Source organism: Klebsiella sp. HC6 (assembly GCF_022605325.1).
Taxonomy (GTDB): Bacteria; Pseudomonadota; Gammaproteobacteria; order Enterobacterales; family Enterobacteriaceae; genus Klebsiella; species Klebsiella terrigena.
In genome coordinates, this window is record NZ_CP093276.1 from 2867850 (window position 1) to 2885965 (window position 18116).

Here is an 18116-nt window from a genome sequence, read left to right on the forward strand (position 1 = left end):
AAATCACTGCGCCTGGTGCGGTTACAGGCGATGAAAAATAGGGCACAGCCAGGCGACACTTCTGGAATTGATTGCGGTCAATCAACGAGTTGCCTAATCTAACCTGATGCCCGCAGCCTGGAGATAATAATGTTGGAAAATAACCCCTTTTTAAGCGTCAGCCTGCTGCCCTATCAGGCGCCGCGTTTCGATCTGATCGAGGATGAACACTACCGTCCGGCCTTCGATGAAGGCATGCGGCGCCAGCGCGAAGAGATTGCCGCGATAGTGAATAATCCGGCGCCCGCGGATTTTGCCAATACGGTGGTGGCGCTGGAGCTGAGCGGACAGCTGCTGTCACGCGTAACCCGGGTCTTTTTTGCGATGGCCGGGGCGCATACCAATCCGCTACTGCAGCAGCTTGATGAGCAGTTTTCCGCCGAGCTGGCGCAGGCGGGCAACGATATCTGGCTTAACACGGCGCTGTTTGAGCGCGTGCAGCGCGTATGGGAGGATCGTGAGCATCTGCAGATCGATGCGGAGTCCCGGCGCCTGCTTGAGGTCACCTGGCAGCGGTTTCTGCTGGCCGGCGCGCGGCTGGCCGAAGAGCAGAAATCGGTGCTGCGGGCGCTGAATACTCAGGCCGCGGCGCTGCAGAGCCAGTTCCAGCAGCGGCTGCTGAGCGCGGCAAAAGCCGGCGGCCTGGTGCTGGATTATCTGCACCAGCTGGACGGGCTGAGCGCGGAGGAGATCGCCGAGGCCGCACAGGCGGCGGCTGAAAAGGGTCTCCAGGACCGCTGGCTGCTGCCGCTGCTCAACACCACCCAGCAGCCGGCGCTGCTGTCGCTGCGCAGTCGTCAGACCCGGGAAAACCTGTTTGCCGCAGGCTGGACGCGCAATCAGAAGGGCGATGATAACGATACCCGCGAACTGCTGCTGCAGCTGGTGGCGATCCGGGCGCAGAAAGCGGAGCTGCTGGGCGCGGCTGATTACGCCAGCTGGTCAATGGCCGATCAGATGGCGGGCACGCCTGCCCAGGCCTTTGAGTTTATGCGCCGAATTGCTCCGGCCGCACGAGCAAGGGCGGAGCAGGAGCTGGCGGATATTCAGCAGGTTATTGATGATGAAGGCGAGGATTTCACCGCCGCCGCCTGGGACTGGCCGTACTATGCGGAGCAGGTGCGGCGCGCCAGGTTCGCTATCGATGAGGCGCAGCTAAAACCCTATTTTGCGCTCGATCGCGTGCTGCTGGACGGCGTATTCTGGACCGCATCGCAGCTGTTTGGCCTGCGCTTCGTCGAACGCTTCGACATTCCTGTCTATCATCCGGACGTGCGGGTGTGGGAAATTTTCGACGCTAACGGCGCCGGAATGGCGCTATTTTACGGCGACTATTACGCGCGAGATTCAAAAAGCGGCGGCGCGTGGATGGACGTGTTCGTTGAGCAGTCCGCGGAGCTGCGGCAGCAGCCGGTTATCTACAACGTCTGTAACTATCAAAAGCCCGGTTCGGGCCGCAGCGCGCTGCTGTCGTGGGATGAAACCATCACCTTATTCCACGAATTCGGCCACGCGCTGCACGGGCTGTTTGCCAGCCAGCGCTATGCCAGCCTGTCGGGAACCAATACCCCGCGCGATTTTGTCGAGTTTCCGTCGCAAATCTTTGAGCACTGGGCCAGCGAGCCGCAGGTATTTGCCCGCTACGCGCGTCATTATCAAACCGGGGAGGCGATGCCCGACGCGCTGCGCGAGAGCATGTACCGGGCAGCGAAGTTTAATAAAGGCTACGACATGAGCGAGCTGCTGGCGGCGGCGATGCTGGATATGCACTGGCATAGCCTGGCGTCGGCGAAGGTCCCGCAGGACGTGGACGCCTTTGAAGCCGCGGCCCTGGGCGCGGAGAAGTGCGATCTTGCCGCCGTACCGCCGCGCTATCGCAGCAGCTATTTTTCGCATATTTTCGGCGGCGGCTATGCCGCGGGCTATTACGCCTATCTGTGGACGCAGATGCTGGCGGACGATGGCTATCAGTGGTTTGTTGAGCAGGGCGGCCTGACCCGCGAAAACGGCCAGCGCTTCCGCGAGGCGATTCTGTCCCGCGGCAACAGCACGGATTTAGCTGAACTTTATCGCCAGTGGCGCGGGCACGCTCCTAAGATTGAACCGATGCTGGAAAATCGCGGGCTGAGTGCCCAGGGCCACCGGGAATCCTTCAACCGTCCATCATTGCACTGTTAAGGTGCAATGATGCGCACCCCGACCCGTTCGCAGATCGTCAAGGGAACGCAGTAAGTCAATTCATCGCTCCAAACCCCACAGCCATTCTCTGTGGGGATTGTCTAAATGACGTACGGAGCAATCTTATCGGGAGGGCGAAAAACAGGATTGTTCTAGCCCCATTTCTCTGTGGGCGGGGCGTTGAGTTTTTCTTTCATATATTCGTATAACTCTGCGTTTTCCGCCCAGCGGAGCAGCGTCTGCTCATCGATATCTATTCGATTCGGATGTAGTCCCACGTACCGAAAGTAGCTGCTGTTGTTTGCATATGCAGGCGGCGGGGGGCCAAGCGGGTCGCACCAACATAGTCGCCCCAGTTTCAGCAACGTCATTAGCCCTTGTTCGCTCGGGGAAATTTTCCGAAACATCATCACCTCCTGCTATTTGCATCTTAGTAAGGGGTTATTTTGCAAAATACTTGCCATATTCAGAGTGGCGCTACAGGGCGACAATGAGTTCATTTGAATACGGGAATGAGGGGGGAATGCGCGTCGGTTAGCCTAAGCCTTACCTGTGTGAAGAATACGATGATGGGCAGAGACATTAATTAAATCTGTTTGATTCATGAATGCCGCCTCAGCGGCATTCTTATCGTTAGTGGAGACCGAGGCGAATCAGTTCAACGGGCTCAAACTGGCCTTCACAGCCTTCCACTTCGACGGTTTTACCGCGGCGCAACTGGGCTGGAGTTAACCCATTAGAATGTATGGCAACGATCTTACCTGTTCTACGAGTCCCATTAATCATAACCCGGCTGCCATTGGTGATAGGGTTACGATTACGATCATAAGTGATCATGGTTATTTCTCCTCTTAATGTCTGGGTATAAAAAATCCGCTTAACAATCAGGTCCGTAGTTCACAAGCGGATGTAATACAAATACACCTTTGACATAATGATTTTTTGTTTTTGATCAATGTCACACTTTTTTTCTCCGTTTCCCGGCGAGTGGATTGACCTGCCGGTGACCCGTGCGCCCAGCGTATGACGGCTAAAAATCGCTATCATTTCAATCCGCTACGGCGCGTTTCTTATGCGGCAATCCCGTGAAATAGATTGACGAAATTATTATCTACTGGATAATTTTACTATGTGGTGAATCCCCCTATGCGGAGGGGCGTACTGACCAGGTAATGTCGCAGAAGGTATTGCCAGCTGATGATAACGCGGGTCATAGTCGGTCAGGCAAAGGCTCACCGGGAGGCACCCGGCACCACAGCATTTCTGTAATATTTTATCCCAATGGAAGGGTTGAAAATGATTAAGTTTAATATATCTGCACTGGCTATTTTCCTGCTATCTGGTTGTAGTTCTGATATTGCGATTGCTCCAGCGACAAAGCCCGTTTACAAGCCAATGCCTGAAATAACCCAGTCGGTGACGCCATCGCAACAGCGCGCGATTATGGCTGGTGAGCGGCCTGACTGGTCGGAAAGAACACCGATCAATACAATGAAGCGATATTAATCGACTCTTATTAGTTTAAGGCTGCCCTGCGGCAGCTTTTTTATTTGTGCCGACAGAACGATATTCATTCTGTGGTTGGAAAAAGATGTTTCTTCAGGGCTATTGTGTGGAGCGTTGACGTTGGCATTCGCATCCGCTGAAGAGGACGGGCATGTCGATCGCCCGAAGGGGGCCGCCGCCGGGCGTCCGGCGATATCGGTGATATGGCTGATCAGTTGAAGGGGCCGCCTGAATGAGCCGATCCTGATCCAAAATAAGGTATTGCGCTTGAGCTTTCTATTTACTGAAGCCTGAGGGCGGACTCAAACTTCAGCTGGCGGGTCATCAATCAGTTATTTGATTGGTTTACTTTCAGAAGGAAGGAAAATATTGCCGCAGTAGGGGCAGATTAATGTTATATCGTTTTTAATTCTCGACAGGCTATGCATTGACTGGCGAGAGCAGTGCGGGCAGGTACTTTTTAACGGTCGCAATGTATGTACCTTATCTTTGAGAATAGACATGATATTTGTCCTGGTGAGCGGTTACTAACCATATACCATTGGAGAGAAAATAGCTTGCTTTATAACCACCTATTTTTTGCGGTTACTGAAAACTTAAATGTGCAGTACGGCAGCGAAGAACTGACTCCCTATAGATGTAATGTAATAAAAAATAATGATTTACATAACTTTCCAGATTGGCGGACTCGGCTTAAACCTGCTGACTGTTGAGCAGACGCCGTCCACGTCGTGGCGCGGGCAGCAGTCATATGCCCGTTATGCTCGCCAGGCGCGACGGGCGTCCGTTGGCCGCTGCCGCCTCGCCAGCGACAGCGCCTGCCTTACCAGTGCTTAACCAGCGTCTCGCCGATCCCGGCAATCTGCCGGTTCCGCTCTTCCATCGAGGCCTCGGCGCCGGTTAAATAAATAATAACGATGCGTGCGGGCTGCCCGTCCGGGCCGAGGGCGGCGATAATACCGCGCGACCCGCGGTTGCCCGCGCCGGTTTTGTCAGCGATAAACCAGCCGTGCGGCAGCGTCGAGCGCAGCAGCGGGCCGGCGACCTTATCGTCAACCATCCAGCTGCGCAACTGCTGTCGCGATGCGGCGGAGAGCACGCTCCCGGTGAGCAGATTGCGCAAGGTTTTTGCCATCGCCTGCGGAGTGGTGGTATCACGCGCGTCGCCGGGCAGGGCCTCGTTAAGCTCGGTCTCCCAGCGGTCGAGGCGCGAAGTCTGGTCTCCGCTGCGGCGCAGGAAGGCGGTCAACCCCTGCGGGCCGCCGACGCTCGCCAGCAGCAGGTTAGCGGCGGTGTTATCGCTAAGAGTGATTGCCGCAGCGCATAGCCCGGCTACCGTCATGCCGTCGGCGAGATGCTTTTCGGTCACCGGGGAGTAGTCAACCAGATCCTGCTGGCGATAGCGGACGCGGCGGTCGAGCTTCTCCTCTCCGGCATCCACGCGCGCCAGTACCGCCGCACAGAGCGGCACTTTAAAGGTGCTCATCATCGGGAAACGCTCGCCGGGGCGATAGCTTGCCAGCAGCCGGCCGCTGGCTAAATCCAGCTCCGCGTAACCTACTCTGGCCTTGAGCTGGCGCTCAGCGGCTTTGACCTGGTTTACCGTCGCGTCATGAGCCCGGGCGGGCAGGGCGAATAGGGCGAGCAGGAGGAGCGGGGCAAAAAGAGAGTGGCGCATTTTGGTGACTGTTCCTTAGTTTTTATTTCTTCACGCTGCTATGGGCGCAGCCCGCACCTGAAAATAATGCGAAATAAGAGTTGTGAAGATTCACAATTTCTCTTTTTTCCTTCATCATTCGTCAGCTTTTAGTCGCAATAATCAATACTTAGCTCAGTATAAGAAAGAGTTTTTTTATTTAAGGCCGGTATGAACTATAAGAATGTACTGAAGGTAGCGTTATTGCTACCAGCGGTCGGCTATCGAACGTTAATCATTGACCCCAATCCGGGAGGAACATGGTGGACCCGCTAATTAAGGTCATGCTGGTGGGGGGCAAGGCGGATGGCCTACTGGTCAGCGTCGCCGATACCGCGACGGAACTTTCCGTCACCGCCGCGCAATATGGCGCGAAATCCGGGCAGCCGCTGAGCTATCGGATCGTGTCGCAGACTATCGATAATGAGCGTTACTTTTTTGGCGTGTTTAGCGATACTCATGACGACACGGATAAACTAACCCGAGTTGCGCTGACCCGGGGTATGAAGAAATCGCTGTGCTGAGCCTGCGCCGGACGGCCGATCGTCGTCCGCTCAGGCGGCGTTTTCCCGGCGGCAGCAAATGATTTCGCGATCTTAGGGAGCTCCATGATCCACCATCTGCGCATACAAAATTTCAGATCGGTAAGGGATATCGAACTGGATCTGGGGGCGCTGAATATCGTCTTCGGGCCGAACGGCTGCGGCAAGTCCAATATCTACAAGGCCATCCATCTGCTCACCGCCTCAGCTGACGGCAAATTTTCCAGCTATATCAGCGATGAAGGCGGCCTCGAAAATATCATGTGGTCGGGAAAGAGCGCGCCAACGGCCCGCTACCCGAAGCGGCTGCAGATCGCCTGCCTGACGGAACAGTTCGACTATGAGCTGCAGGTCGGATTTCCGGAAAAGCTGCCGTATCCCACCCAGTTCATGCTCGATCCGATTGTGAAAGAGGAGTCTATCTGGCTGGCCGGCTTCTCCCGTCGCCCCTCGGCCAGAGTGCTGCAGCGTAAAAATCAGGCGGCGTTTCTGATTGACGTGAACGGCGAGAAAAACACCTTTACCGAAGCTATCTACGAGAATGAATCGATCTTCGGCCAGCTTGGTGAACCGCACCGCTTCCCGGAAATATCCCGGGTCCGGGAGACCATGCGCCAGTGGCGCTTTTATCACGAATTCAATATTGGCCGCCACTCCGCGCTGCGCCATCCGGCGGTGGGCTATCGCTCGCCGGTGCTGGATAGCGACGGGCACAACCTGGCCGCCGCGTTTCAGACCATTGTCGAAATTGGCGCCGTGGAGCTGCTGCACGAAATCCTCGAGAGCGCCTTTCCGGAGTGCCGTTTCTTCTGTGAAAATGAAAATTCGCGCTTTTCGATAAAGATGCGCCGCGACGGCATTTACCGGCCGCTGCTGGCGGCGGAAATGTCTGACGGCACCCTGCGCTTTCTGTGCCTGGCGGTGGCGCTGCTGAGCCCAAGGCCGCCGGCATTTCTGGCGATTAACGAGCCGGAAAACAGCCTGCACCGGCAGATGTTACCGGCGCTGGCGCGGCTGATCGTTGAAGCATCGCGCTATAGCCAAATCTGGCTGACCAGCCACTCGGCGGAGCTGACCGAGCTCATCTCGTCGCTGGCGGAAAGCCAAATTTACGAACTGGAAAACAGCGGCGGCGAGACCCGGATCAGGCGCTGAAAGCCCGCCGTGCGGCGGGCGTTATGCCTCAGACGGCGTTGTTATATCCCGGGGCCGGCAGCAGGGTTTTGCTGCCTTTGAGGGTAAACAGCGAAATAAGCGTAAAGCACAGCGTAATCGATCCGAGGATCAGATAGGCCTGATGGAATCCTACGGTGTCGTACATGCGTCCCACCCACGCCGACAGCACCACGCCGGAGAGCTGTTTTGATAAGTTAAAGCCGATCAGGAACAGGGTGGCGGAGAGCTTCGGGTTAAAGGCGGAAGAGATATATTTGAAGGTGCCGACCAGCAGGAACGGAACTTCAAACATATGCAGCATTTTTAATATCACCACTTCGACCGCGCTGGTGGCGAATGAGGAGCCGAGAATGCGCACCGACATAATTATCCCCGCGGTCAGCAGCGCATTTTTCGCCCCGATGCGGTTAACAATCGCCGGAGCGCAGAACATAACCAGCGCATTCAGCAGCTCGCCGCCGGTGGTGACAAAACCAAAGACTTCGGTTCCGCGCTGCGGGCTGGAGAAGAAGCCTTTAAAGAAGTTAGCAAACTGCTGGTCGAAGACGTCATAAACGCTGGCAACGCCGACCACGTAGATAATAAATCCCCAGAACCGCGGCATGCGCAGCAGCTCGGCGGCAACGCGCAGCGAGAAGGCCTGGCGGTTGGCGCCCAGCGCGTCCATCACCTGGGCGCTGTTGCTGCTTTCCGGACGAGAAAACCACAGCAGCACGCCGAGTGCCAGCGCGAAGCCTGAGGCAATCCAGAAGGTAATATTCGGGTCGATGCCAAACAGGATCCCGGTAATCGACGCGCAGATCGCCCAGCCGATGCAGCCGGCTACGCGCACCTTGCCGTATTCAAACCGGTTGGCGCGGCTGACGCGTTCGATATAGGCCTCGACCGCACCGGAGCCGCTGGAAAAGACGATCCCCAGATAGACGCCGCCCACCAGCGCGCCGACGAAAATATTCATCTGCAGCAGCGGCGAAAAGACGAATATAAAGAACGGGGCGAACAGAATTAATAACACCACGATTGTCCACAGCAGATGCTTGCGCAGTCCGAGCTTGTCAGAGATCAGGCCAAATATCGGTTGGCAGATAATGGCGAACAGCGAAATTGAGGAGAAGACGATCCCGGTTTCCGTTTTGGTTAAATGGTTAACGTCCGCCAGCCACACCGGGAAAAAGGGGAAATAGGCCGACATAATGAAGTAATAGAAGAAAAAGAACAGCATGAAATAGATAAAGTTATGCCGTTCTCGCGGCGCGAGTTCAGAGAATTTCATAAAGAGATTCCATTTTTATTATGCCTGTAGGGTTGGGGCGTGACGCCCCGTTTATACCGCTCATACTTCAGGTTGCATGTGCGCTGCTTTTCCTCGCTCATCCCCACCGCTGACGTCGGTAAGCCGTCGGGATCCCTGCCTGCAACTCGAATTATTCCGGGTTTATACCGTTATGAACCAGGCGGCCGGCGGGCGATTCGCTTACTGAATCACCCGCGGCGTAGCCCGATTATTCCGGGTTTATTACTGGAAATGAATGCTTATCTGATACTGCCACTGCGTCTCCTGCAGCAGCCACTGCGGCAGAACGCTCGGGGTCCAGGAGTCATCGCCGCCGACGCCCATATGCCGGCCGTCGAGGGTGATCCAGACGCCGTTCTCCGGGCGCATCCGGTGCCAGTGGTCGGTCGCCATCAGCTGCGCGGTACCGTAGGGCTGCACCGAGAAGTGGAAGTTGCCCGCGACGTGCCAGCGTCCCCAGTCCAGCGCTTTGCTATCGCAGCGCAGGCCGTTCTCGGTGGGGAAGATGTACGGCGTGCTCATCTCCGCAAGGGGCAGCTGCCAGCGGGAGAACTCCGCGCTGCTGCGGCGATCCGGGTAGTTTTCATGCGGGCCGTAGCCGAGCCACGAGACCGGCTGCTGCTGATCGGCGACCTGGAAGTTGAGGCCGACTCGCGGCAGCGGCGGCAGAGTACCGGCGCGCTCGCCGTCCACCGCCAGGTGTAAGCGGCCTTCGCTATCAAAGGTCATACGCCAGCTGCTGACGATGACCACTTCATCGCCGCGCAGGTAGTGCCAGCGGCTGTCGATGACCACCTCATGGGCCAGACGCTGGGCTTCGCAGCGAACGCAGCGCGCTTCAAGGTCGTACAGCCCGGCGCTTTTCCAGCGCTCAACCCAGGCGTTAGGGTCAATGCGTTCGACTTCGCTGACGCCGATATCGTTATCCAGCGGGGCGCGAACAAACTGGTCGCGCAGCGGGTTCAGCAGCTGCTCCACGCCGTCCGCGCGCCACTGGCTGAGCAGCCCGCTTTGCCGATCGACGGTCCACTGCTGCGATCCCAGGCTAACGACGTAGATCGACTCATCGATCTCCAGCGTCGGCGCGCTGCCGGCAGGCGCCGGTTTGGCGAGCGCCAGCGGGGCGGCGAGGGCAAACTGCTGCCAGGCGACGCGGTGTTCGGCCGGCGACCAGGCGGTAGCCTGCGGCTGAACCACCTCCAGCAGCAGCCAGACCTCTTTTGCTCCCGCAGGCAGGGTCAGGGTATCGCACAGCGTCAGCTCCGCCTCGCCCTGCGGGATGAGATCGAGGGAAGTGCTGCCGCTGGCGACGGTTTCGCCCGCTGACTGCACCTGCCAGCGCAGTTCTTCATTATTGGTCGCGCGGAACAGGTATTCACTATTGACGCTGACCCGCAGCGGCGACTGCGCCAGCAGCGCGAACTGGAAGAACTGCTGGGCGTGTTTGGCCTCGATGAGCGACGGGTGCGGGCGGCGGTCGGGGAAAACCAGCCCGTTCATGCAGAACTGACGGTCGTTGGGTTTATCGCCAAAATCACCGCCGTAGGCCCAGCCGGTGCTGCCGTCTTCGAAGGTTTTGCTAATAGCCTGATCCGCCCAGTCCCAGATGAAACCGCCCTGCAGGCGTGGATATTCGCGGAACGCCTGCCAGTAGTCGGCGAAGTTGCCCAGGCTGTTGCCCATGGCGTGCGCGTATTCACAGAGGATCAGCGGGCGCTGCTCGCCCGGCATGCTGATCCACTTTTTGATGCCCCATTTCGGCACCGCCGGAATGAGCTGGTCGCGCTCAACGCGGGCGTACATCGGGCAGATAATATCGGTGGCGCTGCTATCCGCTCTGCCACCCTCGTACTGCACCGGCCGCGAAGGATCGTTGCGCTTGAGCCAGTGATAGAGGGCTTGATGGTTGTCGCCGCCGCCGGATTCATTGCCCAGAGACCAGATAATAATCGACGGATGGTTGCGGTTGCTTTGCACCATGCGCGTCACGCGGGCGCTAAACGCCGGCAGCCACGACGGGTCGTCGGAAAGGCGGTTCATCGGCACCATGCCGTGGGTTTCGATATTGGCCTCATCGACCACGTACAGTCCGTAGCGGTTGCAGAGCTCGTACCAGCGGGAGACGTTCGGATAGTGCGAGCAGCGCACGGCGTTAAAGTTGTTCTGCTTCATCAGCAGGATATCCTGCAGCATATCCTCTTCGGTCACCACCTGGCCGCGCTGGTGATGGTGCTCATGGCGGTTAACGCCGCGGATCAGCAGCGGTTTGCCGTTAAGCAGCAAAAGCCCGTTACTTATTTCGACCCGGCGGAAACCGATGTCCCAGGCTTCCGCCTCAATCAGCCGATCGCCGTGCCACAGCGAGACCACCGCGCGGTAGCAGTGCGGCGTTTCGGCGCTCCACAGCGCCGGGCGCTCGACCGCCAGGGTCAGGCTGGCCCGTTCGGCATAGTTACCGCGCTCGTCGATGGCCGGCGAGCCGGGACGCTGGCGGATGCTGGCAACCTGTTTATCCCCTTGCCACAGGCTAACCTCGGCGGTCAGCGCGTCGAGCTCCCCGGCAGGCGCGGCAATGGTCAGATCGACCGCCAGCTCGCCGTCGCGGCAGAGCGCGTCCAGCCTGGGGGTGATTTGCACGTCGCTGAGGTGCTGATGGGGCTTATTGAGCAGCCACACCGAACGGAAAATACCGCTCATGCGCCACATATCCTGATCTTCCAGCCAGCTGCCGGCGCTCCAGCGCATCACCATCACGCACAGGCGGTTATCGCCCGGCTGCAGGTACGGCGAGAGGTCAAATGCGGCGGGAAGGCGGCTGTCCTGAGAGTAGCCGACCCACTCGCCGTTGCACCACAGGTGGAAGGCCGAGTTGACGCCGTCGAAGATCGCCTGGGTCTGGCCCTCCGCCAGCCACTGCGGATCAACGGTAAAGGTCAGCGAGTAGCAGCCCGTCGGGTTGTCTTCCGGCACGCGCGGTGGCGTGGTGTCGATAGGATAGCGGACGTTGGTATAAATCGGCGCGTCGTAGCCTTCCATTTGCCAGTTTGAGGGAACCGGGGTGCTGCGGCTGTCCGGCAGATCGGCGTCGATCCAGCTGGCGTCAACGGCAAACGGGCTGCGGGCGTAGGAAAACTGCCACCGTCCGTCCAGCAGACGACGGCGATCGCCGGGCAGATTGTCGCGCGCGTCGGCGATATTTCGCCAGCTGGCAAAGGTCGGGTGGGCCGCCAGGCGGTTAAGGTGAGTAATGGTCTGGTTTTGCCAATCTTCACGGGCCAGCACTTCGTGGAACAGCGGAGAGCGGGCGGCGGTTGAGTCGTGTTGTTGCATACGCATACCTGACGGATAAGTGAAGGAAATGTCATTCGCTAGACAAGAATGAATGTGTTATCAGATATTTTTCCTTGTGCCGCAATATCGTTGGAAATGAAACCCATTAACGATCACGAAATGGCGGAATTAGGGCTGATTTTTGTCGTAAATTAGACATAAAATGTTAGCGCAATACATTTAATCAATACCTACTGAATTTTGGCGACCAGGAGAGGACTATGCAGAGGCGTTCGGCAACCTTAGATGATGTGGCGAAAGAGGCCGGGGTGTCTCAGCAGACCGTTTCCCGGGTGCTGAATAACCCGGACGTGGTCTCTGACCGCACCCGCGATAAGGTGATTCGCGCGATGCAGGCGCTGCACTATGTGCCTAACCGCTCCGCTCAGCTGCTGGCGGGGAAGGCGGCGCCGTCCATAGGGCTGATCACCGCCTCGTTGACGCTGCATGCGCCATCGCAAATTGCCGCGGCGGTGAAGCTGCATGCCGGAATGCACCGGCTGGAGGTGTCGATAGCCATGCCGGAACAGACCGACTATGCCTCGCTGCAGGCGCGGCTGGACGAGTTTCGCGCCCAGCATATCCGCGGGGCCATCGTCAGCCTGCCGCTGGAGAGCAGCACCGCCGAGCGTCTGGCCGCCGAGAACCCCGATATCTCCTGCCTGTTTCTCGACGTCGCTCCCGAAACCGAGGTTTCCTGCGTGCGCTTCGATCACCGCGACGGCTGCGGCGCCTGCGTGCGTCATCTGTGGGAATCCGGGCACCGGGAGTTTGGCCTGCTGGCGGGGCCGGAGAGCTCTATTTCTGCGCGCATGCGCCTCGGCAGCTGGCGCGAGGCGCTGCATCGTCTGGGCATCAGCCGGGAGGTGACGGTCTTCGGCGACTGGAGCGCGGCCAGCGGCTGGCAAAAGACCTTTGAACTGCTGCACCTTCAGCCGCGGATCAGCGCTATCGTGGTGGCCAACGATCAGATGGCGCTGGGGGTGCTCAGCGCGCTGGCGCAGCTTAACCGCACCGGCAGCAGCGCCATCTCGGTAACCGGCTACGACGATACCGCCGATAGCCTCTACTTCCAGCCGCCGCTGACCACCGTCGCGCAGAATTTCGATCTGCTGGGGAAAAGGGCCGTGGAGCTGCTGGCTCAGCAGATGGCGACGCCGCAGATGCGGATTCGCGAACTTCTGCCCACCACGCTGATTGTGCGCCAGTCTACCTGGGCTTACGGCGCCGAGCCGGCCCGCGATCCGCTGATCGCTCAGCTCAAAACGCTGGTGGAAAAGCTTTAAGCCGGTTGGTTTAAGCTTCATTGAAGTAGAGGGTGCTAAGGTGCGCGACAGGCGTAAAGAAAGATGGACTCTTTTTTTGCGTACAATGCAAAACACAATCTATCCATGCAAGCATTTATTTACCGCCATTTCACTGGCGGTTTTTTTTCGTCCACACTTTGCCCACGCGGTGTCCACGCCGCCCGGGCGTATTTTATTTAACTCTACCATTTGCTTGCTTATTAGCCGATTACCGGAATAAACGCTCTGTTTTTGCAGCAGGCGGTGCGCCGACCTTCCCGGGCGAGAGTTTTCAACCCAGCATAAAATGCTGTGAGGCCACGAGGCCACGAGGCCACGAGGCCACGAGGCCACGTGCAGCCGGGAAGCCTGGCGCGCTTCCCTCTGCGGCTATCCTCGCGGATGCTGCCGGTGGGCGACAATATAGCCGGGGCTGAGTTGTCGAATCTTATATTCTGCCCTCCTCGCAGGGCTAAGAGCCTATCCCATTAGGGATATTTTACTTGCCATTTTGAACCCAAACTGGCTTCGCCAATTACGCCTGGTGGAACAGGCTCTAAATACCGCTTCGGCGATAATTGCATAATATCTGCACCCGTAACGGGCGCAATAAGAGAACGGCGCCGCCAGGCCTCAGGCGCGCGGTTGCGGAATTCATAATTACTATCAATAGATGTGGTGAAATCAATATAATCAAATAATTAATTGTCCAGATTTAAATTTAACCCTTTGTTACAGATGGAGTTTATTATTTCGATGATAATTCAGGTTCTTTTACAACATTAAGGATAATCTTTCGTGAATAAATTTGTGCGTACTACCCTGATTGCCGTTGCCATTACCACCGGTTTCTCCGCCGCCGCTCAGGCTGCCAGCGCGAGCGACGTTCCGCCGATATCTCAGGACCCGGTGGTTCAGCATCTTAAATTAAGCAATGAGCAGGTGACTAAAATAAAGGCGCTGCATCAGGAATTTGAAACCAACGTGAATAATATCAAAATTGACGGTTTCAAAGAGGGCGCGCTGGTGGAGACCATTCAGTCCGGGAAATGGGACGATGCAAAAGTGAAGCAGCAGCTGGCGGCCTTTAGTCAGCTCGATCGGCAGGTTCGCTACTACCGCGTAAAATACTATTTTGGCGTCAATCAGGTTCTGACGGCGGACCAGCGCGCCCAGGTTAAAAAAGATCTCAGCGAAGCGCTTAATTAATCTGCTGCCGCCGGCAGCAAAACGGTGGTGGAGTATGGCGTGGTGCAGCAGGGCCAGATTATCAGCAGCCAAACGCGCTCCCACCCTCTGCGTACCGTCGCTGCCGGGGCGCCAGGGGGCGTAGTGGGCCATCAGTTTGGTAACGGTAAAGGACAAACCGCCATGACCGCCGCGGGCGCGGTGGCCGGAGTCGGGGTCTTTCGTCATCGGCAAAGCCAGCAGCAGGCCGTTCAGCAGGTTGACGGCAGCCTGACCTTTAGTCAGGGCGATAAGGTTCGCGTTTTGACGTCCGGGAGCAATATCCGCGTCGATAAATCCGTGTAGTTAACGGTCCGGGCCGTCGCCCGTGCGAAAAAACGTCCTCTGGTGCCGACAGCAGAGGGTGGCTTCAGGCCGTCGCTCGTCGGGCCGTTAGCGACAGGCTAAAATTCACCGAACCCACGCTCTTCGTTGTTAACCCTATCTGTTTACTCTATTAACCAGGGGATTGATGCGCCCGACCGCGCCATGCTGTTTGCTCAGGCAGGTCAGCATCACGCTATCGGACCACTGACATTTACTGCGCCCGCGATGGGTTGACGATGAGTTAAATAAAGCGCTGATAAGAAGCCCGACAAAAAGGGTGAGCAGCGGGAATGCGAGCGAGGTTTTCACTTTATAACTGTCCTGGCGGTCAATGCGATTTTCAGTACCCTACACTAAAAATGTGACAGTTATCCCATTTATGTTTTATATGACCGACCCGGCAGCCCGCTGCGCAGGTGCCGGATCGTCTGTCGCCAGCTGTGAATGCGATTTGCTGCTGAAAAATATGCTACTGGTGGCGGGGGGAGCCATATGGCATTGCGCTGGGGCATTGGGTTGATACGCCATCCAGCCCCTCGGCATCTTGCCGGAAGGAGTAAAAATGTTTCTGAGCGTCTATTCTCTGCTCCTGAATACATTTAAAGGTTTAGCACAAGGGGAAAAGTGGTCAGGCAATGGCTATTTTTTCTTTATAAAAGCGTGGGCGAACTTGTTGAATTCTTGCTTGTTGCTAATTCTAAATTTTATCATAATATTTTGTTTGTGCGAGAAAACCGTCTTATAGTTCATTTCCAATGCCTTTGCGATGTCAAGATTGTCAAGTCCGGCATTGGTGGCGTGTATGATTTTTAATTGGACAGGAGTAATTGATTTACACTGGCAGTTAATGCAGCGCCTGAGCTTGTTCAATAAAAACTCATCGTTACCAGTGGTTAATGGGATTCGTCTCAGGTGTTGAAATATCTTTTTCGTAATCCGAGGGATAATGTCTTTCGAATAAAGGAAGACTGCACTGTTAATGCAGTTAGGTAATATTCCGGCAGGGATTTCTTTTTTCTGTGGGTGAAATATAAAGGTTGTTGCCTGATTGCTTTGATTGTTCAGAATGTCATGGCATAAAAAATATTCACCCACAACCATTTCAGTAAAAATAAAATCTGCGCTGGCTGCAGTCTGTGGGCTGTACTGTTCATGGAAGCATAGATAGTTCCCCTCCATGTTAGCGAAAATATCTTTGATCAGGTGTCTGAGGCCGATTTTTAAATAGGAGTTGTGAGTGTGAATTAAAATGTTGATCATTAGGGGTTCGCAATAAATAATAAGCAAGTTTCAGTCCTGGTCAGGTTTGAAAATTAAAATAAAATCGCTCATTATAGTTAAATGATATTTGATTGATTTCTGCTTAAACCGAGTTGTTAAGATATTTCACATTCTGGTGATTTGCAATAGTCGCTCTAAAAATGAGAATGACTCATCATTTTGTGAGAAAAATCCTATTTAACAGCGGATTAAAAAGCATGGTTTTATTTTTTCGTTTTTTTTTAAACAAAAATCCCATCATCTCATTCATCAATGAAATTTTAGTGTTAGCGCCTGGCTATCTGCTGACAGTGTCAGAATGATGAGTGTGCAGGTGAATCCTGGGTGAGCGTCGATTAAAAAAGGACGGAGATGAACGATCTTCCGATCGTTTTATCATGATTATATGTAAGATATTGAAATATATCGATTTTAATGCCATTCGATGGCCGGCGATCCGCCGCATCCGTGGCAAACAGTTTGAGCATGAGGGCCGAAGCACGTGACTTCAGCTGCCAGAAAGCATACGATGCGTATATGTTTTATTACGGTATATATATATGGGAATCGTAAAAATTTCAGATCTGCTGCATGACGATATCCGCGATGCCAGCCGGGCCATGTCGCGGTCGGTGAACGCTCAGGCCGAATACTGGATCCGCGTGGGGATGATGAGCGAGCTCTATCCCGAGCTTAACCATCAGCAGATTAAGCTGCTGATGCTCAAATCAGGGTCCGACCGCCTGCTGGAGGTGATTAATGCCATCCATTCCCATTAAGACCGTCGAAGAGCTGGCTCTACAGCGCCATGCCGGGGAACTGTTAGCCGCCGTTTTTGACATGCTGGACGCGTTTATTCAGCCGGGCGTCACCACGATGGAGATTAACAATCGCGCCGAGGATTTCATCGTCAACCAGCTGCACTCCCGGCCCGCCAGCAAGGGGCAGTATGATTACCCCTACGTGCTGAACACCTCCATCAACGAGGTCGTGTGCCACGGGATGCCGAAAGAGACGGAGCGCCTGAAATCAGGGTCGATTGTTAACGTCGATATTACGCTTGAGAAGAACGGGCTGATTGCGGACTCCAGCAAAATGTACCTGATCGGCGACGTTTCTCCGCTCGCTCGCCGGCTGGTGAAAACGACCTATGAAGCGATGTGGAAGGGGATCAGGGTCGTGAAACCCGGCGCCACGCTGGGTGATATTGGCCATGCGATTCAATCCCATGTTGAGAAGAATGGCTACAGCGTCGTCAGGGAGTACTGCGGCCACGGCGTGGGCAAAGAGATGCATGAAGACCCGCAGGTGCTGCACTATGGTAAACCCGGCGAAGGGGTCGTTTTGCAGCAGGGAATGGTCTTTACCATCGAGCCGATGGTCAACCAGGGCGACAGCAAAACGAAGCTTAAGAAAGATGGCTGGACGGTGGTGACCCGCGATAAGAAGCTCTCGGCGCAATGGGAGCACACCATCGCGGTGACCGACACCGGCTTTGAGGTCCTGACCCTGCGCCAGGGGGAAGAGCGGCAGCTTTGACAGGCCCGCTCCGCCGACCGCCTCATCGATAAGAGACGGTCGGCGAGGAACTGGGTCTCGTCAGCAGTTCGCCGGATCCTGCTTTTGCTTCAGCCACAGCCCCAGCTCCTTAACGACCTCGACCACTTTTACCAGCCTGAGACCGTCGGCCGTCAGGTTGTAAACAACCCTAACCGGCACTTCGGGATAAACGGTACGCTGCACGACGCCGGCCTCTTCTAACGCCCTGAGATCCATGGTGAGCATCCGCTGAGATATGGCGGGGATATCGCGACGGAGGTCGCTAAACCTTTTCGGCTTTTCCAGCAGGTACGACACAATAAGTAAACGCCAGCGGCCGCCTATGAGATTCATCGCAACTTCGACGGAACAGCCGGAGATAACGTCTTTCATATTAATACTCAGTATAATTTATGTACCTACACTACAATAATGTGCCTTCTTTAAAGTATCAACTAACTTTGTTAACCTCGCGCTATATTTAAACGGTGAGGGTGTTATTGCATGAAACTTTATTATTCTCCGGGCAGCTGCTCGCTTTCTCCCCATATTGCTTTACGTGAAGCGGGTCTTGATTTTGAGCTTATTCGTGTTGATACCAAAACCCATACCTGGGGCGCCGGGAATAACTATTATGATATTAATTCGCTGGGCTATGTCCCCGCATTAGAGACCGCCGACGGGGATATATTCAGAGAGGGCGTCACGCTTATTCA

17 protein-coding genes and 1 pseudogene are annotated in these 18116 nt (G+C 55.8%); 11 read left to right on the forward strand and 7 right to left on the reverse strand.

Annotated elements, in window-relative coordinates; translation table 11 throughout:
• Positions 1-129: 129 nt before the first annotated feature.
• The gene (dcp, locus tag MMW58_RS13960; protein WP_241723619.1) at positions 130-2217 is read left to right on the forward strand and encodes a peptidyl-dipeptidase Dcp; all 2088 of its coding nucleotides are present in this window, start codon (positions 130-132) and stop codon (positions 2215-2217) included.
• 633 nt (positions 2218-2850) lie between these two features.
• Here the strand turns inward: dcp and ydfZ are convergent.
• Positions 2851-3054, reverse strand: coding sequence for a putative selenium delivery protein YdfZ (ydfZ, locus tag MMW58_RS13965; protein WP_159236934.1), 204 nt, complete (start codon positions 3052-3054; stop codon positions 2851-2853).
• Between the two features lie 459 nt (positions 3055-3513).
• Between ydfZ and MMW58_RS13970 the strand changes: the two genes are divergently transcribed.
• Positions 3514-3723 (forward strand): hypothetical protein, encoded by a 210-nt coding sequence (locus tag MMW58_RS13970; RefSeq protein ID WP_133599647.1) that lies wholly within the window; start codon positions 3514-3516, stop codon positions 3721-3723.
• Positions 3724-4055: 332 nt separating this feature from the next.
• On the opposite strand, the gene MMW58_RS30315 is transcribed toward MMW58_RS13970, so the two are convergent.
• Complete coding sequence (locus MMW58_RS30315; protein WP_220432782.1) at positions 4056-4226, reverse strand: YnfU family zinc-binding protein; 171 nt, start codon at positions 4224-4226, stop codon at positions 4056-4058.
• Between the two features lie 154 nt (positions 4227-4380).
• Between MMW58_RS30315 and MMW58_RS13975 the strand changes: the two genes are divergently transcribed.
• Positions 4381-4560, forward strand: coding sequence for a hypothetical protein (locus tag MMW58_RS13975; protein WP_159236932.1), 180 nt, complete (start codon positions 4381-4383; stop codon positions 4558-4560).
• Here MMW58_RS13975 and blaTER read toward each other — a convergent pair.
• Positions 4547-5401, reverse strand: a complete 855-nt coding sequence (blaTER, locus tag MMW58_RS13980; protein WP_241723620.1) for a TER family class A beta-lactamase — start codon at positions 5399-5401, stop codon at positions 4547-4549. The genes MMW58_RS13975 and blaTER overlap by 14 nt on opposite strands.
• Positions 5402-5682: 281 nt before the next feature.
• On the opposite strand from blaTER, the gene MMW58_RS13985 reads away from it, so the two are divergent.
• Entirely contained in the window at positions 5683-5943 is a 261-nt protein-coding gene (locus MMW58_RS13985; RefSeq protein WP_045859573.1) for a hypothetical protein, read from the forward strand.
• 84 nt (positions 5944-6027) lie between these two features.
• A complete protein-coding gene (locus MMW58_RS13990; RefSeq protein ID WP_241723621.1) occupies positions 6028-7116 on the forward strand; it encodes an AAA family ATPase in 1089 nt (362 codons plus the stop codon).
• 28 nt (positions 7117-7144) lie between these two features.
• Here the strand turns inward: MMW58_RS13990 and MMW58_RS13995 are convergent, their stop codons facing one another.
• Together MMW58_RS13995 and MMW58_RS14000 are read right to left on the reverse strand one after the other, a co-directional pair.
• Positions 7145-8410, reverse strand: coding sequence for an MFS transporter (locus MMW58_RS13995; protein WP_241723622.1), 1266 nt, complete (start codon positions 8408-8410; stop codon positions 7145-7147).
• A gap of 243 nt (positions 8411-8653) precedes the next feature.
• Complete coding sequence (locus MMW58_RS14000; RefSeq protein ID WP_241723623.1) at positions 8654-11761, reverse strand: beta-galactosidase; 3108 nt, start codon at positions 11759-11761, stop codon at positions 8654-8656.
• Between the two features lie 221 nt (positions 11762-11982).
• Here MMW58_RS14000 and MMW58_RS14005 point away from each other — a divergent pair, with 221 nt between their 5' ends.
• From MMW58_RS14005 to MMW58_RS14015, 3 genes are all read left to right on the forward strand, one after another.
• A complete protein-coding gene (locus MMW58_RS14005; RefSeq protein ID WP_133599652.1) occupies positions 11983-13047 on the forward strand; it encodes a LacI family DNA-binding transcriptional regulator in 1065 nt (354 codons plus the stop codon).
• A 798-nt stretch (positions 13048-13845) separates the two neighbouring features.
• Positions 13846-14256 carry a Spy/CpxP family protein refolding chaperone gene (locus MMW58_RS14010; RefSeq protein ID WP_241723624.1) on the forward strand — a complete coding sequence of 137 codons (411 nt, stop codon included), beginning with the start codon at positions 13846-13848 and terminating at the stop codon, positions 14254-14256.
• Between the two features lie 24 nt (positions 14257-14280).
• Positions 14281-14580, forward strand: coding sequence for a hypothetical protein (locus MMW58_RS14015; RefSeq protein ID WP_241723625.1), 300 nt, complete (start codon positions 14281-14283; stop codon positions 14578-14580).
• A 660-nt stretch (positions 14581-15240) separates the two neighbouring features.
• On the opposite strand, the gene MMW58_RS14020 is transcribed toward MMW58_RS14015, so the two are convergent.
• On the reverse strand, positions 15241-15861 hold the full coding sequence (locus MMW58_RS14020; RefSeq protein ID WP_133599655.1) for a helix-turn-helix transcriptional regulator: 621 nt from the start codon (positions 15859-15861) through the stop codon (positions 15241-15243).
• Positions 15862-16421: 560 nt separating this feature from the next.
• On the opposite strand from MMW58_RS14020, the gene MMW58_RS14025 reads away from it, so the two are divergent.
• Both MMW58_RS14025 and map read left to right on the forward strand, forming a co-directional pair.
• Positions 16422-16640: a ParD-like family protein gene (locus MMW58_RS14025; protein WP_041145722.1), complete on the forward strand. Its 219-nt coding sequence runs from the start codon at positions 16422-16424 to the stop codon at positions 16638-16640.
• On the forward strand, positions 16621-17400 hold the full coding sequence (gene map, locus MMW58_RS14030) for a type I methionyl aminopeptidase (protein WP_133599656.1): 780 nt from the start codon (positions 16621-16623) through the stop codon (positions 17398-17400). Before MMW58_RS14025 ends, map begins: the two co-directional genes overlap by 20 nt.
• 60 nt (positions 17401-17460) lie before the next feature.
• Here the strand turns inward: map and MMW58_RS14035 are convergent, their stop codons facing one another.
• Positions 17461-17793: a winged helix-turn-helix transcriptional regulator gene (locus tag MMW58_RS14035; RefSeq protein ID WP_159236927.1), complete on the reverse strand. Its 333-nt coding sequence runs from the start codon at positions 17791-17793 to the stop codon at positions 17461-17463.
• A 111-nt stretch (positions 17794-17904) separates the two neighbouring features.
• On the opposite strand from MMW58_RS14035, the pseudogene MMW58_RS14040 reads away from it, so the two are divergent.
• A pseudogene (locus MMW58_RS14040) lies at positions 17905-18081 on the forward strand (glutathione S-transferase); the annotation flags it as partial.
• Between the last annotated feature and the right edge of the window lie 35 nt (positions 18082-18116).

Excerpts from the sequence above, each read along its gene's own strand:
- dcp (WP_241723619.1), top strand. The coding sequence starts at position 130 with ATGTTGGAAAATAACCCCTTTTTAAGCGTCAGCCTGCTGCCCTATCAG.
- ydfZ (WP_159236934.1), bottom strand. The coding sequence starts at position 3,054 with ATGATCACTTATGATCGTAATCGTAACCCTATCACCAATGGCAGCCGG.
- MMW58_RS13970 (WP_133599647.1), top strand. The coding sequence starts at position 3,514 with ATGATTAAGTTTAATATATCTGCACTGGCTATTTTCCTGCTATCTGGT.
- MMW58_RS30315 (WP_220432782.1), bottom strand. The coding sequence starts at position 4,226 with ATGTCTATTCTCAAAGATAAGGTACATACATTGCGACCGTTAAAAAGT.
- MMW58_RS13975 (WP_159236932.1), top strand. The coding sequence starts at position 4,381 with ATGATTTACATAACTTTCCAGATTGGCGGACTCGGCTTAAACCTGCTG.
- blaTER (WP_241723620.1), bottom strand. The coding sequence starts at position 5,401 with ATGCGCCACTCTCTTTTTGCCCCGCTCCTCCTGCTCGCCCTATTCGCC.
- MMW58_RS13990 (WP_241723621.1), top strand. The coding sequence starts at position 6,028 with ATGATCCACCATCTGCGCATACAAAATTTCAGATCGGTAAGGGATATC.
- MMW58_RS13995 (WP_241723622.1), bottom strand. The coding sequence starts at position 8,410 with ATGAAATTCTCTGAACTCGCGCCGCGAGAACGGCATAACTTTATCTAT.
- MMW58_RS14000 (WP_241723623.1), bottom strand. The coding sequence starts at position 11,761 with ATGCAACAACACGACTCAACCGCCGCCCGCTCTCCGCTGTTCCACGAA.
- MMW58_RS14005 (WP_133599652.1), top strand. The coding sequence starts at position 11,983 with ATGCAGAGGCGTTCGGCAACCTTAGATGATGTGGCGAAAGAGGCCGGG.
- MMW58_RS14020 (WP_133599655.1), bottom strand. The coding sequence starts at position 15,861 with ATGATCAACATTTTAATTCACACTCACAACTCCTATTTAAAAATCGGC.
- MMW58_RS14025 (WP_041145722.1), top strand. The coding sequence starts at position 16,422 with ATGGGAATCGTAAAAATTTCAGATCTGCTGCATGACGATATCCGCGAT.
- map (WP_133599656.1), top strand. The coding sequence starts at position 16,621 with ATGCCATCCATTCCCATTAAGACCGTCGAAGAGCTGGCTCTACAGCGC.
- MMW58_RS14035 (WP_159236927.1), bottom strand. The coding sequence starts at position 17,793 with ATGAAAGACGTTATCTCCGGCTGTTCCGTCGAAGTTGCGATGAATCTC.